General features: G+C 55.3%; 17 protein-coding genes. 9 read left to right on the top strand and 8 right to left on the bottom strand.

Annotated features, from left to right (window positions below; translation table 11 throughout):
• Nucleotides 1-87: 87 nt before the first annotated feature.
• From tldD to csrD, 8 genes are all read right to left on the bottom strand, one after another.
• Nucleotides 88-1,533, bottom strand: coding sequence for a metalloprotease TldD (gene tldD, locus OGV83_RS15830; RefSeq protein ID WP_047460926.1), 1,446 nt, complete (start codon nucleotides 1,531-1,533; stop codon nucleotides 88-90).
• A gap of 185 nt (nucleotides 1,534-1,718) precedes the next feature.
• Nucleotides 1,719-5,516 (bottom strand): AsmA2 domain-containing protein YhdP, encoded by a 3,798-nt coding sequence (gene yhdP, locus OGV83_RS15825; protein ID WP_286464057.1) that lies wholly within the window; start codon nucleotides 5,514-5,516, stop codon nucleotides 1,719-1,721.
• A gap of 67 nt (nucleotides 5,517-5,583) precedes the next feature.
• Nucleotides 5,584-7,053 carry a ribonuclease G gene (gene rng / locus OGV83_RS15820; RefSeq protein ID WP_012135381.1) on the bottom strand — a complete coding sequence of 490 codons (1,470 nt, stop codon included), beginning with the start codon at nucleotides 7,051-7,053 and terminating at the stop codon, nucleotides 5,584-5,586.
• Entirely contained in the window at nucleotides 7,043-7,636 is a 594-nt protein-coding gene (locus tag OGV83_RS15815) for a Maf family protein (protein ID WP_071257705.1), read from the bottom strand. The genes rng and OGV83_RS15815 overlap by 11 nt, the downstream gene beginning before the upstream one ends.
• Before the next feature lie 8 nt (nucleotides 7,637-7,644).
• Nucleotides 7,645-8,133, bottom strand: a complete 489-nt coding sequence (mreD, locus tag OGV83_RS15810; protein WP_012135383.1) for a rod shape-determining protein MreD — start codon at nucleotides 8,131-8,133, stop codon at nucleotides 7,645-7,647.
• A complete protein-coding gene (gene mreC / locus OGV83_RS15805) occupies nucleotides 8,133-9,152 on the bottom strand; it encodes a rod shape-determining protein MreC (protein ID WP_012135384.1) in 1,020 nt (339 codons plus the stop codon). Before mreC ends, mreD begins: the two co-directional genes overlap by 1 nt.
• 64 nt (nucleotides 9,153-9,216) lie before the next feature.
• On the bottom strand, nucleotides 9,217-10,260 hold the full coding sequence (gene mreB, locus OGV83_RS15800; protein ID WP_000913396.1) for a rod shape-determining protein MreB: 1,044 nt from the start codon (nucleotides 10,258-10,260) through the stop codon (nucleotides 9,217-9,219).
• 307 nt (nucleotides 10,261-10,567) lie between these two features.
• Nucleotides 10,568-12,508: an RNase E specificity factor CsrD gene (gene csrD, locus OGV83_RS15795; RefSeq protein ID WP_047460917.1), complete on the bottom strand. Its 1,941-nt coding sequence runs from the start codon at nucleotides 12,506-12,508 to the stop codon at nucleotides 10,568-10,570.
• A 203-nt stretch (nucleotides 12,509-12,711) separates the two neighbouring features.
• On the opposite strand from csrD, the gene acuI reads away from it, so the two are divergent.
• From acuI to prmA, 9 genes are all read left to right on the top strand, one after another.
• The gene (gene acuI, locus OGV83_RS15790) at nucleotides 12,712-13,686 is read left to right on the top strand and encodes an acrylyl-CoA reductase (NADPH) (RefSeq protein WP_047460914.1); all 975 of its coding nucleotides are present in this window, start codon (nucleotides 12,712-12,714) and stop codon (nucleotides 13,684-13,686) included.
• Between the two features lie 77 nt (nucleotides 13,687-13,763).
• Complete coding sequence (gene msrP, locus OGV83_RS15785; RefSeq protein WP_024130995.1) at nucleotides 13,764-14,765, top strand: protein-methionine-sulfoxide reductase catalytic subunit MsrP; 1,002 nt, start codon at nucleotides 13,764-13,766, stop codon at nucleotides 14,763-14,765.
• A complete protein-coding gene (msrQ, locus tag OGV83_RS15780) occupies nucleotides 14,766-15,386 on the top strand; it encodes a protein-methionine-sulfoxide reductase heme-binding subunit MsrQ (RefSeq protein WP_058668165.1) in 621 nt (206 codons plus the stop codon). It abuts the gene before it with no gap.
• Between the two features lie 235 nt (nucleotides 15,387-15,621).
• Entirely contained in the window at nucleotides 15,622-16,074 is a 453-nt protein-coding gene (gene aroQ / locus OGV83_RS15775) for a type II 3-dehydroquinate dehydratase (RefSeq protein WP_012135390.1), read from the top strand.
• Nucleotides 16,075-16,096: 22 nt separating this feature from the next.
• Entirely contained in the window at nucleotides 16,097-16,567 is a 471-nt protein-coding gene (gene accB, locus OGV83_RS15770) for an acetyl-CoA carboxylase biotin carboxyl carrier protein (RefSeq protein ID WP_012135391.1), read from the top strand.
• Between the two features lie 10 nt (nucleotides 16,568-16,577).
• A complete protein-coding gene (accC, locus tag OGV83_RS15765) occupies nucleotides 16,578-17,927 on the top strand; it encodes an acetyl-CoA carboxylase biotin carboxylase subunit (RefSeq protein ID WP_012135392.1) in 1,350 nt (449 codons plus the stop codon).
• 106 nt (nucleotides 17,928-18,033) lie between these two features.
• Nucleotides 18,034-18,276 carry a YhdT family protein gene (locus OGV83_RS15760; RefSeq protein WP_012135393.1) on the top strand — a complete coding sequence of 81 codons (243 nt, stop codon included), beginning with the start codon at nucleotides 18,034-18,036 and terminating at the stop codon, nucleotides 18,274-18,276.
• The gene (panF, locus tag OGV83_RS15755) at nucleotides 18,266-19,717 is read left to right on the top strand and encodes a sodium/pantothenate symporter (RefSeq protein ID WP_047460907.1); all 1,452 of its coding nucleotides are present in this window, start codon (nucleotides 18,266-18,268) and stop codon (nucleotides 19,715-19,717) included. Before OGV83_RS15760 ends, panF begins: the two co-directional genes overlap by 11 nt.
• An 11-nt stretch (nucleotides 19,718-19,728) precedes the next feature.
• Nucleotides 19,729-20,610, top strand: coding sequence for a 50S ribosomal protein L11 methyltransferase (gene prmA, locus OGV83_RS15750; RefSeq protein WP_047460904.1), 882 nt, complete (start codon nucleotides 19,729-19,731; stop codon nucleotides 20,608-20,610).
• Nucleotides 20,611-20,728: the final 118 nt, after the last annotated feature.

Below are 20,728 nucleotides of genomic sequence, written 5' to 3'. Positions count from 1 at the left end.
CAGAACAGGCAGGCCGGATAAGGCGTTCACGCCGCATCCGGCAAAATGCCCGATAACGCAATGGCGTATCGGGCCTACAAAACGACTTTACGCGGTGCCGCCCACGGTCAGGTTATCCACTTTTAACGTCGGTTGGCCCACGCCTACCGGCAGACTCTGCCCTTCTTTACCACAGACGCCAACGCCGTTATCCAGTTTCAGATCGTTCCCGACCATAGAGATCTGCTGCATCGCTTCGATACCAGAACCAATCAGCGTCGCCCCTTTCACGGGTTTCGTCACCTTACCGTTTTCGATCAGGTACGCTTCTGAAGTCGAGAACACAAACTTCCCGGAGGTGATATCCACCTGCCCGCCGCCAAAGTTAGGCGCATAGATACCGTATTCCACAGACTCGATAATCTCCTGCGGCGTGGATTTCCCGGCCAGCATATAGGTGTTGGTCATACGCGGCATCGGCAGATGCGCATATGATTCACGACGTCCGTTACCGGTCGGCGCAACGCCCATCAGACGCGCGTTGAGTTTATCCTGCATGTACCCTTTCAGGATGCCGTTTTCAATCAACACATTGTACTGGCCCGGCGTACCTTCATCATCAATGGCGACCGAACCACGGCGATCGGCGATCGTGCCGTCATCAACCACGGTACACAGTTCAGACGCGACCAGTTCACCGATATGGCCGCTGAACACCGACGTACCGCGACGGTTGAAATCCCCTTCCAGTCCGTGTCCTACCGCTTCGTGCAGTAGCACGCCAGGCCAGCCCGCGCCCAGCACAACGGGTAATGTTCCCGCCGGAGCGGCAACCGCCGACAGATTCACCAGCGCCATGCGCACCGCCTCTTTCGCCCAGGCATCGGCGCGTACTTCACCGTCCAAATCGCCTAAGAAAAAGTCATAGCCAAAACGACCGCCGCCGCCGCTGGAGCCGCGCTCGCGTTTACCGTCTTCCTCTACCTGCACGCTGACAGACAGACGCACCAGCGGGCGCACATCCGCCGCCAGCGTACCGTCGGTCGCCGCCACCAGAATCAGCTCATACACACCGGTCAGGCTGGCCGTCACTTCCTGTACGCGCTTGTCGGCTTCACGCGCCGCCTTGTCCACGCGACGCAGAATGTCGAGTTTCTCTTCGCGGCTCATGCTCTGTAGCGGATCAATGGCGGTATAAAGCATCGGGTGCTCTACCGCGCCCAGTGTTTTTACTTTGCCGTCGCCGCTGTCGCGCACGATGGTACGCGCGGCCTGCGCGCTCTGCTCCAGCGCTTGCAGGCTGATCTGATCGGCATAGGCAAACCCTGTTTTTTCACCGTTGATAGCGCGCACGCCAACGCCCTGATCGATGTTGTAAGAACCATCTTTGATGATGCGATCTTCTAAAACCCAGGATTCGTGATAGCTCGACTGAAAATAGAGATCGCCGTAATCGAGACGGCGTTCGGCCAGTTGGCCCAGAATGGCAAACAAATCCTGATGGTTCAGGCCGTTCGCCGCTAGCAATTGTTCACTTACCAGGTTCAGACTCATCGTTTTGCTACTCGTTAGTTACTGTTGTAGGCCTGATAAGACGCGCCTGCGTCGCCATCAGGCGCTTCAATGCCGGACTGCGGTAGAAGTTATGTAAGCCGGATAAGCGCAGCGCCATCCGGCTTTTGCAGTTCGTCATTCATTTCTATTTACTGAGATTGGGGCAATTACTCGCCCCCGTCAAATCATTGCTGGCTTTCTTTACGCGGCTGGCGCAGGACTTCGTTAATCTGCGGTTTGTCTACCGGGCCCGTGATGCGATAGCGCAGAATGGAGACTTTGCTCCACAACGGCCCCAACACTTTACTCGCGGCAAATACCGCCGCCCCGACAATCGGGTTCACCGCAAACGCGGCGGCAACCCCTACCGTGGCGGAGATTTCCGGTGCGACGACGGCTTCAATATCGAGTTCCCGACGCACCAGATTGACAGAACCTTTCATGGCGATGTCGGCCTCCAGCCCATCCACCAGCGTATCGTCAGTGTGCATCACACCGTCTTTGATCCACGCCGTACTGCGAATAGAGTCAAAGTAGAAACCGTCGCTGAACGTATCGCTAAAATCAAAACGCAGCTTACGCAGCAGTGCGTCAAAACTCAGCAGACGCAGAAGCTGCCCCGCATGACCGGTGCTCAGCTCGGTAATTTCACCTTTCCCCAGGCGGGTACGTAAAATGCCATTAAGGGAAGCCTCATCCGGCTGCCAGGGCAGGTTACGCCAGTGTAAGTCATAGTCCACGTTAAACGAGGCGTTGCGGATGGGGGTCGAAACGCCAAAGAATCCCGCTGCGGCATCAATTTTATGGCCGCGCAGTTTCCCCTTCAGCGACGTGCGCTCGCTACCCGGCGTGTTCACCCAGACACCCTCAGCCGTCAGCCGGGAGAAGCCCGTATCCAGCAGCCCGTTACTCAGGGTCAGCGTATTTCCCTGAATCGCGACGTCGCCGTCAATACGCCCATATTTTTGCCCCCACAGCCAGCATTCAACGCAGCGTAACTGCACATCAGGCCAGCCGCGGAAACTGACTCGCTCAAGGGAGGAGAATGGCGAGGTCGCCTGCGTGCCGTTACGCTTCGCCGCGCTCGGGTTGTAATACAGGTATTTGATGTTCGCCTGCCACGGGGCATTATTGCGTATCGCCAGCGTGGCGTTAACCTCGCGCCCCTGCGCTTCGACCTTCTGACCATTCAGCGACGGCTCAGAGACAATGCTCAGGTTATTCCACTGTTGCCCGCCCAGCGACAGCGAAGGCGTTCGTAGCGTCACGCGCTGCGGCAAACTGGTCTTTGCGCCAACGTTATCCGCCGCGCCTTTCTGGAACAGCGCCAGCCACTCTGCGCCATCCATTGCCGGAAGATTAAGCTCAACGCCTTGTCGGTCAGGCAATGTCGGCGTGGTGCGGCTATCCGTTGTCCAGATTGCCCGATCCAGCGTCAGTTTCTGATTCAGCAGCCAGCGGCTGTTAAAGTGATTATTCTTCCCGGCGCTGCCGGTCAGCGCGAAGCCACGCAAGTTACCGTCAGCCTTAATGCTCACCGGCAAGGATTCCCCGGCCTGCTTGTCGAGCGGTGACGGTAAGTGACTGCTCACATTCTTCAGGTCGCCTTTCAGTTCTACGTTGTATGTCGCACCAGAGTGATAAGGAAGCGCAATGCCCACTTTACCGTTCCACGCCATACCGCCGCTTATAGCATCGTTCACCTGCGCAGGTAGCACGCCCATACGGCCCGGCTGCCAGTTGCCGTTAAGGTTGACGTCGACCTGATAGGCCTTTTCCCCTTCATTGGTGGAGAAATCCACGTTCAACGGCTGATTAAACCAGTTTGCCGTTAACGGTTCGCTCTTAAGATTGCCGTTGTTGAAGCTGAACTTACCGCTCAGGTTCTTCAGCGTGCTGTCGAGCGGCTTAATGAACAAACTATTATTACGCAGCGAGACGTCCCCTTTGGCGGTGACCAGCTCGCCATCCAGCGGAATATCAAGATGTAAGCGAGCATTCACATCGCCGTCAATCTGGAGTTGCTCCAGCGTGGCGCCGAGAGAATCTTTCAGCGGCGTGTCGTCAAAATACGGGCCGACCGCTTTACCCGGCCCATTGATATCGGCATCAATCAGCAGCTTTTCTTTGGCATAGTCCGGGATGATCGCGGTCAGATTGCTGGCCTTAACACCGCCCAGATTGACGCTATCCGCCTTCATCCACAGGCCGTCGTTCAGGAAGTCCAGCTCAATGTTGAGGTCGGTCAGCGCGGGCCAGTCAGGCTGGAAAGCAAACTTCGCGTTACGCAGCGGCACCAGCACTTCAAACTGACCTTCATTATGTTTGTAGGGGAAAAGATGTGGATTGCCGCCATACACCAGCGTGGCGTTATCCGCTTCGCCGCCCTGAATCGCGCCGCTAAGGTAATCAACCAGCTCTTTGCCCATCAGGTTTTCCGGGAAATAACGCCAGGCCTGTGAACCGTCATCGGTGCTGATCCCCGCCAGAATCCCCAGCCAGGGTTCCTCTCCGGCGGGTTGCAGGTAACGAAAACCACCGCGCGCATGTACGGCTTTCGCTTTCACGTCGATGTTGCGCCCGTCCAGCTGAAACCCTTTGTCATTCTTCAGCCAGGTGAGCGTCGCCACGCCGCTTTCAATTTCCAGCGGTGCGCGAAAGACGGTTTCATACGGCATTTCGGCCTGCTGCATCGAGGCAGTCAGCGCGCCGTTTTCCACGCTGCCGGACAAGGTGCCGGAGAAGTGTTCCGCGCCCGGTAAGAGCTTCCACTGCTTCCAGGCGAGGTTATCCCACGACGCCTGGAAACGCGTTTTCTCCGTCGCCTGTAGCGGGATATCCAGCGCGAGAGTGTCTATTTTTCCGCGTGGCTGTGTGGCCTGCCAGATGTCGCCCAGCGCAGGCGAGAGTTTCGCCGCCACCGGACGCAGCCCGTCCATATCAGCCAGTTCAAGGTTGCTGGCGCGAATACGCAATTCATCGCTGCGTATGTTGTTCTGACCGCCAACTTCTTGTTCCGGCACCCAGGCCAGCGTTAACGCGCCGCGCGGCCAGGGTTTGCTATCCAGCGTGATACGCGTGTCAGGAATATAAAACTGCCAGCCCGGCTGTTCACGCGTAATGTGCGCGGTCAGGTTATCAACGGAAAGCGTGTGCGAATGATTATCGCCCTGCCAGCTCGCGCCGCCCTGCTTAAGCCAGATATCGCCGCTGGAGACTTCGCCTTTCGTGAGCGTCATCCAGCCTTCCAGACTAAAGCGCGCGGTTTGCAGCGCCACGTTATCCTGCATCCATTTGCCCAGCCACGGCTTCACGTCAATATCGTCGGCCTGTAGCCAGACCCGACCGTTGTTCAGCAGCCCATCGTCGTCACGCAGATCCATACGAACCTGCATCACGCCATGCTGCCCGGTCAGGCTGGAGAGGCTGACCTGACCTTCCGCGCGGTGCCTGTCTTTGCCGTTCAACCAGGTAAGCTGCGGGATCGCCAGTTCAGCTCGCTGGCCTGATAAGGTCAGAAAGCTAATTTGGCTGTCCCGGAGATCGAAGTGATCAAACTGACGCAGGAAAAGATCGCTAATACGGTTGGTTTCAATGCCTTCGTCGCTGTCGCTGCGTTGGATCGGCGTATTGGTGCGGATGTGCAGTTGCCAGAAGGTGAGATCGCGAAACTGCCAGCGCATGTGCAACAGGCTTTGCCAGACATCCAGCGCCAGCGTGACGCGCTTTACTGAAAGCTCGCCGCCATCTTTCAAACTGGCATGGATGTCCCGGGCCTCAAGCGTGGGGCCAAAGGTTTGCCAGTTCGCATGCAACTGGCTGGCGGCAACAGGAATACCCGTGGCAGATTCAATTTTGCTGAGGATCGCCGGGCGCCAGCTATCCAGATGGGGGAGCGCAAGGCGCAATCCACTGATCAGCAGCGCAACGACGACGACGAGCGCGGCTCCAGTGAGCAGTAATATCCCCGGCAATCGCCTCACGCGTCTCTCCTTGTCTGCCAAAAATGTGACTCACAAACCCGTTATCCGGCCTGGAAACGGCGGTCTTTTACATCATTACGACGTCAAATTGCTCCTGGTTATAGAGCGGTTCAATCTGGACTTTAACTTGCTTGCCGACAAAAATTTCCACCTCTGCCAGCGCGTGCGACTCTTCGCCTTTTAACGTTTCCGCCACCGCCGGAGAAGCATAAACGAGGAAACGATCGGAGTCGTAGGCATGATGCACACGCACGATTTCACGCATAATTTCATAGCAGACGGTTTCCACCGTTTTCACCGTACCGCGTCCATGACACGTTGGACATTCATTGCATAGCACATGTTCCACGCTTTCGCGGGTACGCTTGCGGGTCATCTCTACCAGACCCAGTTGCGAAAAGCCGTTGATGCTGGTTTTCACGCGATCTTTGCTCAGCGCCTGCTCCAGAGAATGCAGTACCCGACGGCGATGATCTTCATTATTCATGTCGATAAAATCGATGATGATGATACCGCCCAGATTGCGCAGACGCAGCTGCCGCGCAATCGCCTGCGTCGCCTCAATATTGGTATTGAAGATCGTATCATCAAGATTACGGTGCCCGACAAACGCCCCGGTATTGATATCAACGGTGGTCATGGCTTCGGTTTGATCGATAATCAGATAACCGCCGGATTTCAGCTCCACCTTGCGTTCCAGCGCGCGCTGAATCTCATTTTCAACATCAAAGAGATCGAAAATCGGCTGATGACCGCTGTAGTGTTCGAGCTTGCTGGTCATCTCGGGGATATATTCCGCAGTAAATTCCAGCAATGCCTCATACGTCAGACGCGAATCCACGCGGATTCTGTCCAGCTCGGCATCGGCAAAATCACGCAGTACGCGCTGCGCCAGCGCCAGTTCGCCGTACATCTGATAGCGCGTTTGCGGCCGCTTTTTACGCTCCATGACTTTCGTCCAGACGCGTTTGAGGTAAGCGGCGTCCGACGCCAGATCCTCTTCGCACACCCCTTCCGCCGCCGTACGGATGATAAATCCGCCCTGCTCGTCGCAATACTCCGCCACCACCTTCTTCAGGCGTTCACGTTCGGTTTCGCTTTCAATACGCTGAGAAACGCCAACGTGCGACGCGCCGGGCATAAAGACGAGGTAGCGGGAAGGCAGCGTGATGTCCGTCGTCAGGCGCGCGCCTTTGGTGCCAAGCGGATCTTTTACCACCTGCACCATCAGATCCTGCCCCTGACGCACCAGCTCAGAGATGTCGCGTACGGTGAAGTTCTTTTGTTCTTCACCCGCCACGCATTCGGTATGCGGCATAATGTCTGAAGCATGAAGAAACGCGGCTTTCTCCAGTCCAATATCTACAAAAGCCGCCTGCATACCCGGAAGTACACGGCTTACACGGCCTTTGTAGATATTGCCTACGATGCCTCGTCGCGCTTCACGCTCAATATGAATTTCCTGAAGAATACCGCCATCAATGTACGCCACGCGTGTTTCCGATGGCGTTACGTTTACCAACAATTCAGCCGTCATGTTTATCCCTTTTCTCACGCAGTGCGTTAAAATTGCTCAGCAACTCATACGTTTCAACCAGCGGTAAGCCGACCACGGCGTGATAGCTGCCGTTTATCTTCCTGACAAAACAGCCACCCTGCCCCTGAATACCGTATGCTCCAGCTTTATCCATAGGCTCACCGCTGGCGACATAGCCCGCGATGTCCTCATCACTCAGTGTTCTGAACGTCACCTCCGTCACCACCAGACAATCCAGAACGTACTGGCTGTCCGCCAGCGCGACAGCCGTCATCACCTGATGCGTCTGCCCCGACAGTTTGCGCAGCATATGCGCCGCGTGTTCTGCATCGCGCGGTTTCTCCAGCACTTCACCGTTAAGAATCACGATAGTATCGGCGCCCAGCACCGGCAAGTCGCGCGCCGTTTGCGCCACGCCTGCCAGCGCCTTTTCCCGCGCCAGACGGGAGACATACTGTTGCGCGCTTTCGCCTTCGCCACGCGTTTCTTCAATTCCCGTAACGATACGTGCAAAAGATACTCCCAGCTGCGCAAGCAGCTCCTGGCGGCGAGGTGAACCGGAAGCAAGATAAACGTCAGTCATAGAAACCTTTACTGCACAGCAAACTGCTGGCGCACTTTGCGCATCAGCAGGAAAAGCCAGGGCCAGAGCACACCGTTTACTACACTACTCCAGAATACTTCCGGTCTGAAAGAGACGTTGATCACTAAAAACTCGGCCCAGAAAACAATAATGTCCACAACCAGTGAGAGCAATATCACCACCAGCGCCTGTTGCCAGAGCGCCAGGTTACGGAATAGCTGGAATTTCAGTGCAACCAGATAAGCAATGATACTCATCGACAAGGCCCGCACGCCAAGCGTGGAGCCGCTGATCAGATCCAGTATGGCACCCATCACAAAACCTGTACCCACATTTACGCGGTGCGGCAGTGCGAGTATCCAGTACAGCAAGATAAGGAGCACCCAGTTTGGCCGGAAAACGATGATGTCATCCGGCCAGGGCATGATTTGCAGCAATAGCGCAATAAGAAACGAGAGCCAGATAACCCAGCGACCCTGGCTACGATAACTTGCCACTATTGCCCCCCCGTTGCGCGCGTAGCCGACGGTTGTTGAGGCGCGGCAGGCGCCGGGCTAATCCCCGTGGCAGGGTCCGGCATTGGCGCTGGCGGCCCCATCGCATCTGGCGAAGGCAGAACCTGCGGCATCATCTGCATCAGTCGTTCGTTAGCGACGCGATGCACATCTTCCGGCGTCATCGGATTAGCGCCGTTACGATCGGCTCCCCACAGCAGCAGCAGATAACGCAAACGCTGTAAACCCGCAGTCGGACGCGCCTGAATCACGGTGTAAGCACGTTGGGTGTCCAGCTTGACGGACGAAACCACGCCCACCGGATACCCTTCCGGGAAACGGCCGCCCAGACCCGATGTTACCAGCACATCGCCAACGCGAATGTCGGTGTTTGCCGGTAAATGCTCAAGCTGTAAATCGTCCGTGCAGCCGTTACCGGCGGCAATGACGCGGATATCGTTACGCAGCACCTGAATCGGCAACGCATGTGTCGCATCGCAAATAAGCAGAACGCGGCTGGTCAGTTTCGCCACCGCAACGACCTGGCCCACTACGCCTTTGTCGCTGATGACCGGTTGCCCCTCATAGACCCCGTTCACGCTTCCTTTGTCGATCACCACCTGATCGCTGTAAGGATCGTTAACCGTGGAGATGACCTGAGTCACCATTTTTTGTTCGTCCTGACGCAGCGGCGAACCCAGCAGCTCGCGCAAACGCGCGTTCTCCTGTTTGTATTGCCCCAGCATCAGCAATTCGCTGTTTTTCAGCAACAGTTCCTGGCGCAGCGCCCGGTTTTCAAGTTCGAGTTGGTCACGCGAAGCCAGCGTTTGCGACACGCCGTCGAGTAATTCACGGGGACCATTGGAAATAAAGTAGAAAGGGCTGACGGCGGTATCCATGTACGTGCGGATTTGGCTGAACGTCCCCAGGCGGCTGTCGGCTATAATCACGCCGAGCGCCACCAGCACCGCCAGAATAAGGCGAATCTGTAGCGACGGGCCACGGCTAAAAATTGGCTTCATAAGTTTGCGTATTCTCGTATCAGAGTCGGCAGGGTAATCAAACCATCACCCTGCCGGTATCCGATTACTCTTCGCTGAACAGGTCGCCGCCGTGCATATCGATCATTTCCAGCGCCTTGCCGCCGCCGCGCGCCACGCAGGTCAGCGGATCTTCAGCAACAACGACAGGAATGCCGGTTTCTTCCATTAACAGACGATCAAGGTTACGCAGCAGCGCGCCGCCGCCCGTGAGCACCATACCGCGCTCGGAGATATCAGACGCCAGTTCCGGCGGGCACTGTTCCAGCGCAACCATCACCGCGCTCACGATACCGGTCAGCGGCTCCTGCAACGCTTCCAGAATCTCGTTGGAGTTCAGGGTAAAGCCGCGTGGAACGCCTTCCGCCAGGTTACGCCCGCGAACTTCGATTTCACGCACTTCGTCGCCCGGATACGCAGAACCGATTTCGTGTTTGATACGTTCTGCGGTCGCTTCGCCGATCAGAGAACCGTAGTTACGGCGCACATAATTGATGATCGCTTCGTCGAAGCGGTCGCCGCCAATACGCACAGAAGAAGAGTAAACCACGCCGTTCAGAGAGATAACGGCCACTTCCGTCGTACCGCCACCGATATCGACAACCATTGAACCGGTTGCTTCAGACACCGGCAGACCGGCGCCGATTGCCGCAGCCATCGGTTCTTCGATCAGGAACACTTCACGAGCGCCAGCGCCCTGTGCGGATTCACGAATCGCACGACGCTCTACCTGGGTCGCTCCTACCGGTACACACACCAGCACACGAGGGCTTGGACGCATAAAGCTGTTGCTGTGCACTTGTTTGATGAAGTGCTGGAGCATTTTTTCAGTCACGAAGAAGTCAGCGATAACGCCGTCTTTCATCGGGCGAATAGCAGCGATATTGCCCGGCGTACGACCCAGCATCTGCTTCGCATCATGACCTACTGCGGCCACGCTTTTCGGTGAACCGGCACGATCCTGACGAATGGCCACAACGGAAGGCTCATTCAATACGATGCCTTGTCCTTTTACGTAAATGAGGGTATTCGCAGTACCCAGGTCAATGGACAGGTCATTGGAAAACATGCCACGAAATTTTTTCAACATACTAAGGGATAATCCTGAAAGCTGGGGCGGAAAACAAAATCCGCTTACTTTACCAACCACACGCAGCAGCGACAAGGCGCAAAAATCATCTGCTACGGTGAAAATTAGCGCAGTACGTTTCCTTTGTTACAAATCTCTGTCTGGGTCCATCAGAACTGAATACATCAGCAGCAATCCTGGCCTTCATTTGCAACCTGTAAAAGGTCGTTTACCTGCATATTTGCTGCAACAATCTGGCGAGCAGACAAGCACACCCCCATGAGGCACAGCGCGCGTTATTCTACGTGAAAACAAATTAAACGGCAGGTTAAACCGAGTATCTTTGCGAATATTTTTTCACGTTGGTGTCAAGTGGTTGGGAGGAGGCAAAAAAATCCCCCTGTCCGCCCGCCACTCCGCGCCCCGTCAGCGTATGCCACTCGCTACGCGAACGGACGCCTGTCGCGTAAACCTGCGTATGCGTTCCCGTGCAGGCTTCCACCAGGCTCTGTACCAGCAACTGGTTTTCCGTTCGTTTCTCAATGTTTCTTACCAGACTCGGATGAAGTTTCAGTAATTCCACATTAAGTTCTTTAATCCAGCTGGTACTCACCAGCGTCAAACCCGCCTGTGTCACCGCGATCCGAACGCCAAGCGCATTCATTAAACGAATAACAGGCTGTAACCGACTGATGTGTTGACAAACATCTGCCTCGGCAAGTTCAAAAATAATACGTTTTCGCTGCGATTTTTCGCACTGCATCAACGTATCACGCAGCCAGCGCTGAAACCGTGGGCGGATCAACGATTCTACCGTTACCTGCATCGCCAGATTTTCCTCCGGCCAGTATTTCAGCAGCGGGATCAAACGGCTAATTTGCAAGCGGTCATACTCTTCCGATAAACCGAACTGCAATACCATCGGCATGTATTCCGCCGAAATCACCTCTTCGGCGCCGTCAAAGATACGGCACATCAGCTCCCGGTGATGTACGCGTCCTTCACGCATTACCGCCGGTTTCTGATAAATCCGCGGCCCGCCCCGGCTGAGCATCTGCTCAATAAGAGTGCGCCAGCGTACGTTGCCACGGCCTTTTTCCGGCAGCGAATCGTCATACACCGCCCAACTGTTCCCTCCCTGCAACACGGCATTTCGGGTCGCGGCTTCGGCATGTTCCATCACCTGCTCCGTCGACTGACCGCTACGCCATGCGCAAATGCCGATATGTACCATATCGTCACGATCGAGCTTTTTATTAACCGGTAATGCATCTACCGCTTTTAATAACTGCCCGGCGATGCTCTCCGCTTCTTTCAATGTGCGGTGCGGCAACAGGACGGCAAAGTCGCTGCGGTGGTAGCGCGCCAGCAGCGAACCCGGGTAGCGCATAATAAATGTCGACAGCAGATTAATCAGCGCAAACAGCTGTTCTTCCGCGAGATCGCGCCCCCAGCTGTCGTGAAGCAGGTTAAAGTCTGGCAGACGGATCATCATCACCACGCCATGCGATCCCACTTTTTCCTGATCTTCCAGCAGCGTCGCCAGTTGGTTATCAAAAAACAGGCGATTGCCCAGCCCGGTTTTGACATCCTGCGCCGCATAAGAACGGATAAGCGTATCCAGACGGCTGCGCTGTTCGCTGGCAAACTGAATTTCAGACAGCAGCATATCCAACGCGCTGCTGGTACGCGCGGGCCATTCGTAGACCGACCCTCGCGCATTCGGCCCGCGTTCGCCGTTCAGAATACGCGTTGCACGAATTTCCAGCAGCTCCTGCCCGGACAGCTGGCGCTGTAGCCAGCGTACCGATAAGAACAAGATGAGAACGATAAAGCCGATCGCCAGCGTGAGCGGCGCGGTGGTCACGAGCGAGTGAAAATAGTTGCCCATCGGGTCCTGAAACACCACATGCAGCGAGGTGCCGGGATGTTTTACCAGCGGAATCGTCAGCTCACGATACAGGTTGTTGCTTCCCGCTGGCCGATAGCTGCTGTTGCGCGAATGGCTATACACCTGGCGGCCATCCTGCAACAAATCGACGCGCACGATATCGACCGATACCATCAGTTCATTAATCTGCGGCGTTAGCGTGACAAAATCAGAGGAGACAAGATGCGTGTCAATAGCGGTGGCGACCGCCTGAATGCGGCTGGTGAATTTATTCTCGATGGCATTGTAAAAACTCAGCGAGCAGCCGATGAGCGTAACGAAGATCGTTAGCCCGGTAAGCAGCGTGACAAAGGCTGAGAATTTCGTCGTTAATCGCATCCGTGTGTTAACTCCGACAGTTATAAACGACATGAAAGAGCAACTCTGAACGCGAAGTCCGTTAAATTGCACAGCTAAGCGGGCATACTACCAAATCAGGTCTATCTGGCAATTTATTGCGTTGAATCGGCATCACGTTTTGATTAGCGAGTATAGTCTTCATAAATATTTTTCCAATCCACTATGCAAATTGAGGACAGGTTATGCAGGCTTTGATCTTAGAACAGCAGGACGGTAAAACCCTTGCTTCCGTTCAGACCCTTGAAGAAAGTCGGCTACCGGAAGGGGATGTAACGGTAGATGTCCACTGGTCCAGCCTGAACTATAAAGATGCTCTGGCCATCACCGGGAAAGGGAAAATCATCCGTAACTTTCCGATGATTCCTGGCATCGATTTCGCCGGAACCGTACGCGCCAGTGAAGATCCCCGCTTCCATGCCGGTCAGGAGGTTTTACTGACCGGCTGGGGCGTAGGCGAAAACCACTGGGGCGGTCTGGCTGAGCGCGCCCGCGTAAAAGGCGACTGGCTGGTTGCTCTCCCGAAAGGCCTTGATAGCCGAAATGCGATGATTATCGGCACCGCCGGTTTTACCGCCATGCTGTGCGTGATGGCGCTGGAAGACGCGGGCATTCGCCCTGAAGATGGCGAGATTGTCGTGACTGGCGCCAGCGGCGGCGTGGGCAGCACTGCCGTTGCGTTGCTGCATAAGCTGGGCTACCAGGTTGTGGCCGTGTCAGGACGCGAAAGCACCCACGACTACCTGCGTAGCCTGGGCGCCAACCGCATTCTGGGGCGCGATGAGTTTGCCGAATCCCGCCCGCTGGAAAAACAACTCTGGGCCGGGGCCATCGACACCGTTGGCGATAAAGTGCTGGCGAAAGTGCTGGCGCAGATGAACTACGGCGGCTGCGTTGCGGCCTGTGGTCTGGCGGGCGGCTTCGCGCTCCCCACCACGGTCATGCCGTTTATTCTGCGTAATGTCCGCTTGCAGGGCGTGGATTCCGTGATGACCCCACCTGCCCGCCGCGCAGAAGCCTGGAAACGCCTGGTCAACGACCTGCCAGCCTCTTTCTATGCGCAGGCTGCAACAGAAATCACGCTGGCAGACGCGCCGAAATTCGCCGATGCCATCATCAATAACCAGGCGCAGGGCCGTACGCTGGTGAAGATTGCCTAATCTTCAAATTTTCGTGACATATTCGCGTTAACGTTTCGCCTCCGTCATGCTTAAAAAAACGCATGACGGAGGATGCTATGAAAATGAAAAAACTGACGGAAGCCGACGTAACCGCGGAGTCCGTTTTTATGTTGCAGCGCCGCCAGGTACTGAAAGCTTTAGGCATCAGCGCAGCCGCCCTTTCTCTGCCCGCCACCGCCCAGGCCGACCTGCTGAGCTGGTTTAAAGGCAACGATCGTCCCCCTGCGCCTGCCGGTAAGCCGCTTGATTTCAGCAAACCCGCCGCCTGGCAAAACGATCTCCCGTTAACGCCGGAAAACAAAGTCACCGGTTATAATAATTTCTATGAATTCGGCCTCGATAAAGCAGACCCAGCCGCCAACGCGGGTAGCCTGAAAACCGATCCCTGGACGTTGAAAATTAGCGGCGAAGTAGCGAAACCCTTAACGCTCGATCACGATGCGCTCACGACGCGTTTCCCGCTGGAAGAGCGAATCTATCGTATGCGCTGCGTTGAGGCATGGTCGATGGTGGTTCCCTGGATTGGCTTCCCCTTACATAAACTGCTCGCACTGGTCGAACCCACCAGCAATGCCAACTATGTGGCGTTCGAAACGATCTACGCGCCCGACGATATGCCGGGACAAAAAGACCGCTTTATCGGCGGCGGGCTAAAATACCCTTACGTCGAAGGATTGCGTCTGGACGAGGCAATGCACCCGCTCACGCTGCTGACTGTCGGCGTCTATGGTAAAGCGCTGCCGCCGCAAAACGGCGCCCCCATCCGTCTGACGGTGCCGTGGAAATACGGGTTCAAGGGGATTAAGTCGATCGTCAGTATTAAACTGACCCGCGAACGCCCGCCGACCACCTGGAATCTGGCCGCGCCAAACGAATACGGATTTTACGCCAACGTGAATCCGCACGTTGATCATCCGCGCTGGTCACAGGCGACCGAGCGTTTTATTGGCGCGGGCGGCATTCTGGATGTACAAAGACAGCCGACGCTGCTGTTTAACGGCTATGCCAGTGAAGTGGCGTCTTTATATCGCGGTCTGGATCTGCGGGAGAATTTCTAAGTGCGTCTGACACAAAAACAGATCGTCTGGCTAAAAGTACTGCTGCATCTTGCCGGATTATTACCGTTTCTCTGGCTCGTCTGGGCGGTGAATCAGGGAGGGCTCAGCGCCGATCCGGTCAAAGATATTCAACACTTTACCGGTAGGACAGCGCTGAAATTTTTGCTCGCCACCTTGCTGGTTTCACCGCTGGCGCGCTACGCTAAACAACCATTATTGATCCGCACTCGCCGCTTGTTAGGGTTATGGTGCTTCGCCTGGGCCACGCTGCATTTAACCAGCTATGCGCTACTTGAACTGGGCATAAATAATCTGGCGCTGCTGGGCCAGGAGTTAATCACTCGTCCTTATTTAACGTTGGGCATTATCAGTTGGTTCATTTTATTCGCCCTTACGTTGACCTCCACGCAGGCGGCGCAACGAAAACTGGGGAAACGCTGGCAACGTTTGCATAACTTCGTTTATCTTGTCGCGATTCTGGCTCCCATTCATTATCTGTGGTCGGTAAAAATTTTATCGCCGCAGCCAGTCATTTATGCCCTGCTGGCGCTGGCGCTTTTAGCCTGGCGCTACAAGACATTTCGCCAGTGGTGGCGGTCGTTTGCGGGCAAAATGCTGTAACGCCTCCGTTATGTGCGGTTTGTTGCAAAACCAGGACTCGCCTTGGGTCTTTGCGTGTTAGCAGTTGATAATCTTCCCTGATAAGACCAGTATTTAGCTGCCAAATGCTACGAAATCGTTATAATGTGCGACCTTGGTTTCCCGGACAGGGTTTTTAAGCCGCTGAAAGGGTGACAATCGCGCATCAAAGGTATATTTTGTTTTTTACCGGAGAATCGCAGGAGATAGCTGCACGATGGCCGACAAATTACACATTTTGCTTTTAAACGGTCCGAACCTTAATATGCTCGGCACCCGTGAACCCGATAAGTACGGCACCCTGACATTAACGGAAATTGTTAACCGTTTGAATGCAGAAGCCGACGCGCTGAATGTGACGCTGGATCATTTGCAGTCTAACGCGGAGTACGCACTCATCGACCGTATTCATCAGGCTAAAGACACTGTGGACTATATCCTGATTAATCCGGCCGCGTTTACGCACACCAGTGTTGCGATTCGCGATGCGCTGCTCGCGGTGAGCATCCCGTTTATCGAGATTCACCTGAGCAACGTACATGCGCGGGAACCGTTTCGCCAGCATTCGTATCTTTCCGATATTGCGGCTGGCGTTATTTGCGGATTCGGCGCTGACGGTTACTCATACGCTTTACAGACGGCGGTAAAACGCCTGTCACAATCACACTAAACAAAGAGTACGGAACCCACTCATGGATATTCGTAAGATTAAAAAACTGATCGAGCTGGTTGAAGAATCAGGCATCTCCGAACTGGAAATTTCTGAAGGCGAAGAGTCTGTGCGCATCAGCCGCACCGCGCCAAACGCAGGTTTTCCAGTGATGCAACAAGCTTATGCTGCGCCAATGCAGCAGCCAGCTCTGTCTAACGCTGTCGCTCCGGCGGCTGTTCCAGCAATGGAAGCGCCTGCTGCATCAGCGGAAATCAGTGGTCACATCGTACGTTCCCCAATGGTTGGTACTTTCTACCGCACCCCGAGCCCGGATGCGAAAGCATTCGTCGAAGTCGGTCAGAAAGTTAACGCGGGCGATACCCTGTGCATCGTTGAAGCCATGAAAATGATGAACCAGATCGAAGCCGATAAATCCGGCGTGGTGAAAGCAATTCTGGTCGAAAGTGGTCAGCCGGTAGAATTTGACGAGCCGCTGGTCGTCATCGAATAACGAGGCGAACATGCTGGATAAAATTGTCATCGCCAACCGTGGCGAGATTGCACTGCGTATTCTTCGTGCCTGTAAAGAACTGGGTATCAAGACCGTGGCTGTGCACTCAAGCGCGGATCGCGATTTAAAACACGTATTGCTGGCGGATGAGACGGTCTGTATTGGCCCGGCTCCGTCCGTAAAAAGCTATCTGAACATCCCGGCTATCATCAGCGCCGCTGAAATCACCGGCGCGGTGGCAATCCATCCGGGTTACGGCTTCTTGTCTGAGAACGCCAACTTCGCTGAGCAGGTTGAACGCTCCGGCTTTATCTTCATTGGCCCGAAGGCCGACACCATCCGCCTGATGGGCGATAAAGTGTCCGCAATCAGCGCAATGAAACAGGCTGGCGTTCCATGCGTACCGGGTTCTGACGGCCCGTTGGGCGACGATATGGATAAAAACCGCGCCATTGCAAAACGCATTGGCTACCCGGTTATTATCAAAGCGTCCGGCGGCGGCGGCGGTCGCGGTATGCGCGTTGTGCGCGGCGATGCCGAACTGGCGCAATCCATTTCCATGACCAAAGCGGAAGCGAAAGCAGCCTTCAGCAATGACATGGTGTACATGGAAAAATACCTGGAAAACCCACGCCACATCGAAATTCAGGTGTTGGCTGACGGTCAGGGTAACGCTATCTATCTGGCAGAACGTGACTGCTCCATGCAGCGTCGTCACCAGAAAGTGGTCGAAGAAGCGCCAGCGCCGGGCATTACCCCGGAACTGCGTCGTTACATCGGCGAGCGTTGCTCCAAAGCGTGCGTCGATATCGGCTATCGCGGAGCAGGTACGTTTGAGTTCCTGTTCGAAAACGGCGAGTTCTATTTCATCGAAATGAACACCCGTATTCAGGTAGAACACCCGGTTACTGAAATGATCACCGGCGTTGACCTGATCAAAGAACAGCTGCGTATCGCTGCGGGCCAGCCGCTGTCCATCAAGCAGGAAGAAGTTGTGGTGAAAGGCCATGCGGTAGAATGCCGTATCAACGCCGAAGACCCGAACACCTTCCTGCCAAGCCCGGGTAAAATCACGCGTTTCCACGCGCCGGGCGGCTTTGGCGTACGCTGGGAGTCCCATATCTACGCGGGTTACACCGTACCGCCGTACTATGACTCCATGATCGGCAAGCTGATCTGCTACGGTGAAAACCGTGACGTGGCGATTGCCCGTATGAAAAACGCATTGCAGGAACTGATCATTGATGGCATCAAAACCAACATTGACCTGCAAACCCGCATCATGAACGACGAGCACTTCCAGCACGGTGGCACCAACATCCACTATCTGGAGAAGAAACTCGGTCTTCAGGAAAAATAAGCATGCGTTAACTGAAAAAGGCCGGTTTTCCGGCCTTTTGTTTTTTTCCCTCCGGTACATCCCATAAGGTACAATCCCCGCTTTCTTCATCCACAAGGGACAAAAAATGGACACGCGTTTTGTTCAGGCCAACAAAGAGGCGCGTTGGGCGCTGTGGCTGACCCTTCTGTATCTGGCTGCGTGGTTGGTGACTGCTTACTTACCAGGCGCGGCACCCGGCATAACGGGCCTTCCACACTGGTTTGAAATGGCCTGCCTGCTGACGCCGCTTGTTTTCATTTTACTGTGCTGGGCTATGGTGAAATTTATCTATCGCGACATTCCTCTGGAGGACGATGATGCAGCTTGAAGTCATTCTGCCGCTTATCGCCTATCTGCTGGTGGTGTTTGGTCTGTCGGTCTATGCCATGCGAAAAAGGACGACGGGCACCTTCCTGAATGAGTATTTCCTCGGTAGCCGTTCGATGGGCGGAATTGTATTGGCGATGACGCTGACCGCCACCTACATCAGCGCCAGCTCATTTATCGGCGGCCCGGGCGCGGCCTATAAATACGGCCTGGGCTGGGTATTGCTGGCGATGATCCAGTTACCCGCCGTCTGGCTCTCGCTGGGTATTCTGGGTAAGAAGTTCGCTATTCTGGCGCGGCGCTACAACGCCGTCACCCTTAACGATATGCTGTTTGCCCGCTATCAAAGCCGTCTGCTGGTCTGGCTGGCAAGCCTCAGCCTGCTGGTGGCTTTCGTCGGGGCGATGACCGTACAGTTTATTGGTGGCGCGCGTCTGCTTGAGACCGCAGCGGGCATCCCCTACGAAACAGGGCTGTTAATCTTTGGCGTCAGCATCGCGTTGTATACCGCATTTGGCGGTTTTCGCGCCAGCGTGCTCAACGATACGATGCAGGGCATGGTCATGCTGATTGGCACCATCGTCCTGTTGGTCGGCGTGGTTCATGCGGCAGGCGGCCTCGGACACGCGGTCGAAACCCTGCAAACGATCGACCCGAAACTGGTGACGCCGCAGGGCGCGGATGACATTCTGTCACCGACCTTTATGACCTCATTCTGGGTGCTGGTGTGCTTTGGCGTGATCGGCCTGCCGCATACTGCCGTGCGTTGCATCTCCTATAAAGACAGTAAAGCGGTGCATCGCGGCATTATCATCGGCACGATTGTGGTGGCGATCCTGATGTTCGGTATGCACCTGGCGGGCGCGCTGGGACGGGCGGTGATTCCTGACCTGACCGTACCGGACCTGGTCATTCCAACGCTGATGGTTAAGGTTCTGCCGCCGATTGCCGCCGGCATCTTTCTCGCCGCGCCGATGGCGGCCATTATGTCGACAATCAATGCCCAGTTGCTGCAAAGTTCCGCTACGATCATTAAAGATCTCTATCTGAATATTCGCCCGGAGCAAATGCATAACGAAACTCGCCTGAAGCGGATGTCAGCCATCATCACGCTGCTGTTAGGTGCGTTGCTACTGCTCGCAGCCTGGAAACCGCCGGAAATGATTATCTGGCTTAACCTGCTGGCTTTCGGCGGCCTGGAAGCGGTGTTCTTATGGCCGCTGGTGCTGGGCCTGTACTGGGAGCGTGCAAACGCGACAGGCGCGCTAAGCGCCATGATCATTGGCGGCGTGTTGTATGCCGTGCTCGCCACCTTTAACGTTCAGTACCTGGGCTTTCACCCCATCGTGCCCTCGCTACTGCTCAGTTTATTGGCTTTTCTGGCCGGAAACCGTTTTGGTTCATCTGCCCAGCAAGCCACCTTATTGACTACTGATAAATAAAGAGTTTTGCCATGCCGTGGATCCAACTGAAACTGAATACGACCGGTACGAACGCCGAAGAACTTAGCGATGCGCTGGTGGAAACCGGCGCGGTCTCTGTGACCTTCCAGGACACGCACGACACGCCGGTATTTGAGCCGCTGCCAGGTGAAACGCGTCTGTGGGGCGATACCGACGTTATCGGCCTGTTCGATGCCGAAACCGACATGAAAGAGGTGGTGGCAATCCTTGAGCATCATCCGCTGCTGGGTGCGGGTTTCGCGCATAAGATTGAGCAACTGGAAGATAAAGACTGGGAACGCGAATGGATGGACAACTTTCACCCGATGCGCTTTGGCGAGCGTCTGTGGATTTGCCCGAGCTGGCGCGATGTACCGGATGAGAACGCCGTCAACGTCATGCTGGACCCGGGTCTGGCCTTCGGTACCGGCACGCATCCCACCACATCCCTCTGCCTGCAATGGCTCGACGGGCTTGATCTGAACGGTAAGACAGTGATCGACTTTGGCTGCGGTTCCGGCATCCTGGCGATTGCCGCATTAAAACTGGGCGCAGCGAAAGCTATCGGGATCGATATCGATCCGCAGGCGATCCAGGCCAGCCGTGATAACGCAGAGCGCAACGGCGTATCTGAGCGTCTGGAGCTCTATCTCCCCAAAGACCAGCCAGAAGCCATGAAAGCCGATGTGGTGGTCGCTAACATCCTGGCTGGCCCATTACGTGAACTGGCCCCGTTAATCAGCGTACTGCCCGTTGAGGGCGGTTTACTGGGGCTTTCCGGTATCCTGGCCAGCCAGGCGGAAAGCGTATGCGAAGCCTATACCGAACTCTTTACGCTCGACCCGGTGGTAGAGAAAGAAGAGTGGTGCCGCATTACCGGTCGTAAAAAATAATCAGTCCTTTCCGGCGTGGTCATCTGGCCACGCCTTTTTCACACGATTCACTTTCCTCTCCTGCTCGTCACCGATACAATATTCTTTATAATTGATTGATTTATATAATGTTATGTTG

The sequence above is a fragment of the Citrobacter sp. CK189 genome, assembly GCF_030333505.1.
Classification (GTDB): domain Bacteria; phylum Pseudomonadota; class Gammaproteobacteria; order Enterobacterales; family Enterobacteriaceae; genus Citrobacter_B; species Citrobacter_B koseri.
The sequence above is the reverse complement of the archived record's forward strand: the minus strand, read 5'-3'. Positions and strand labels throughout refer to the sequence as shown.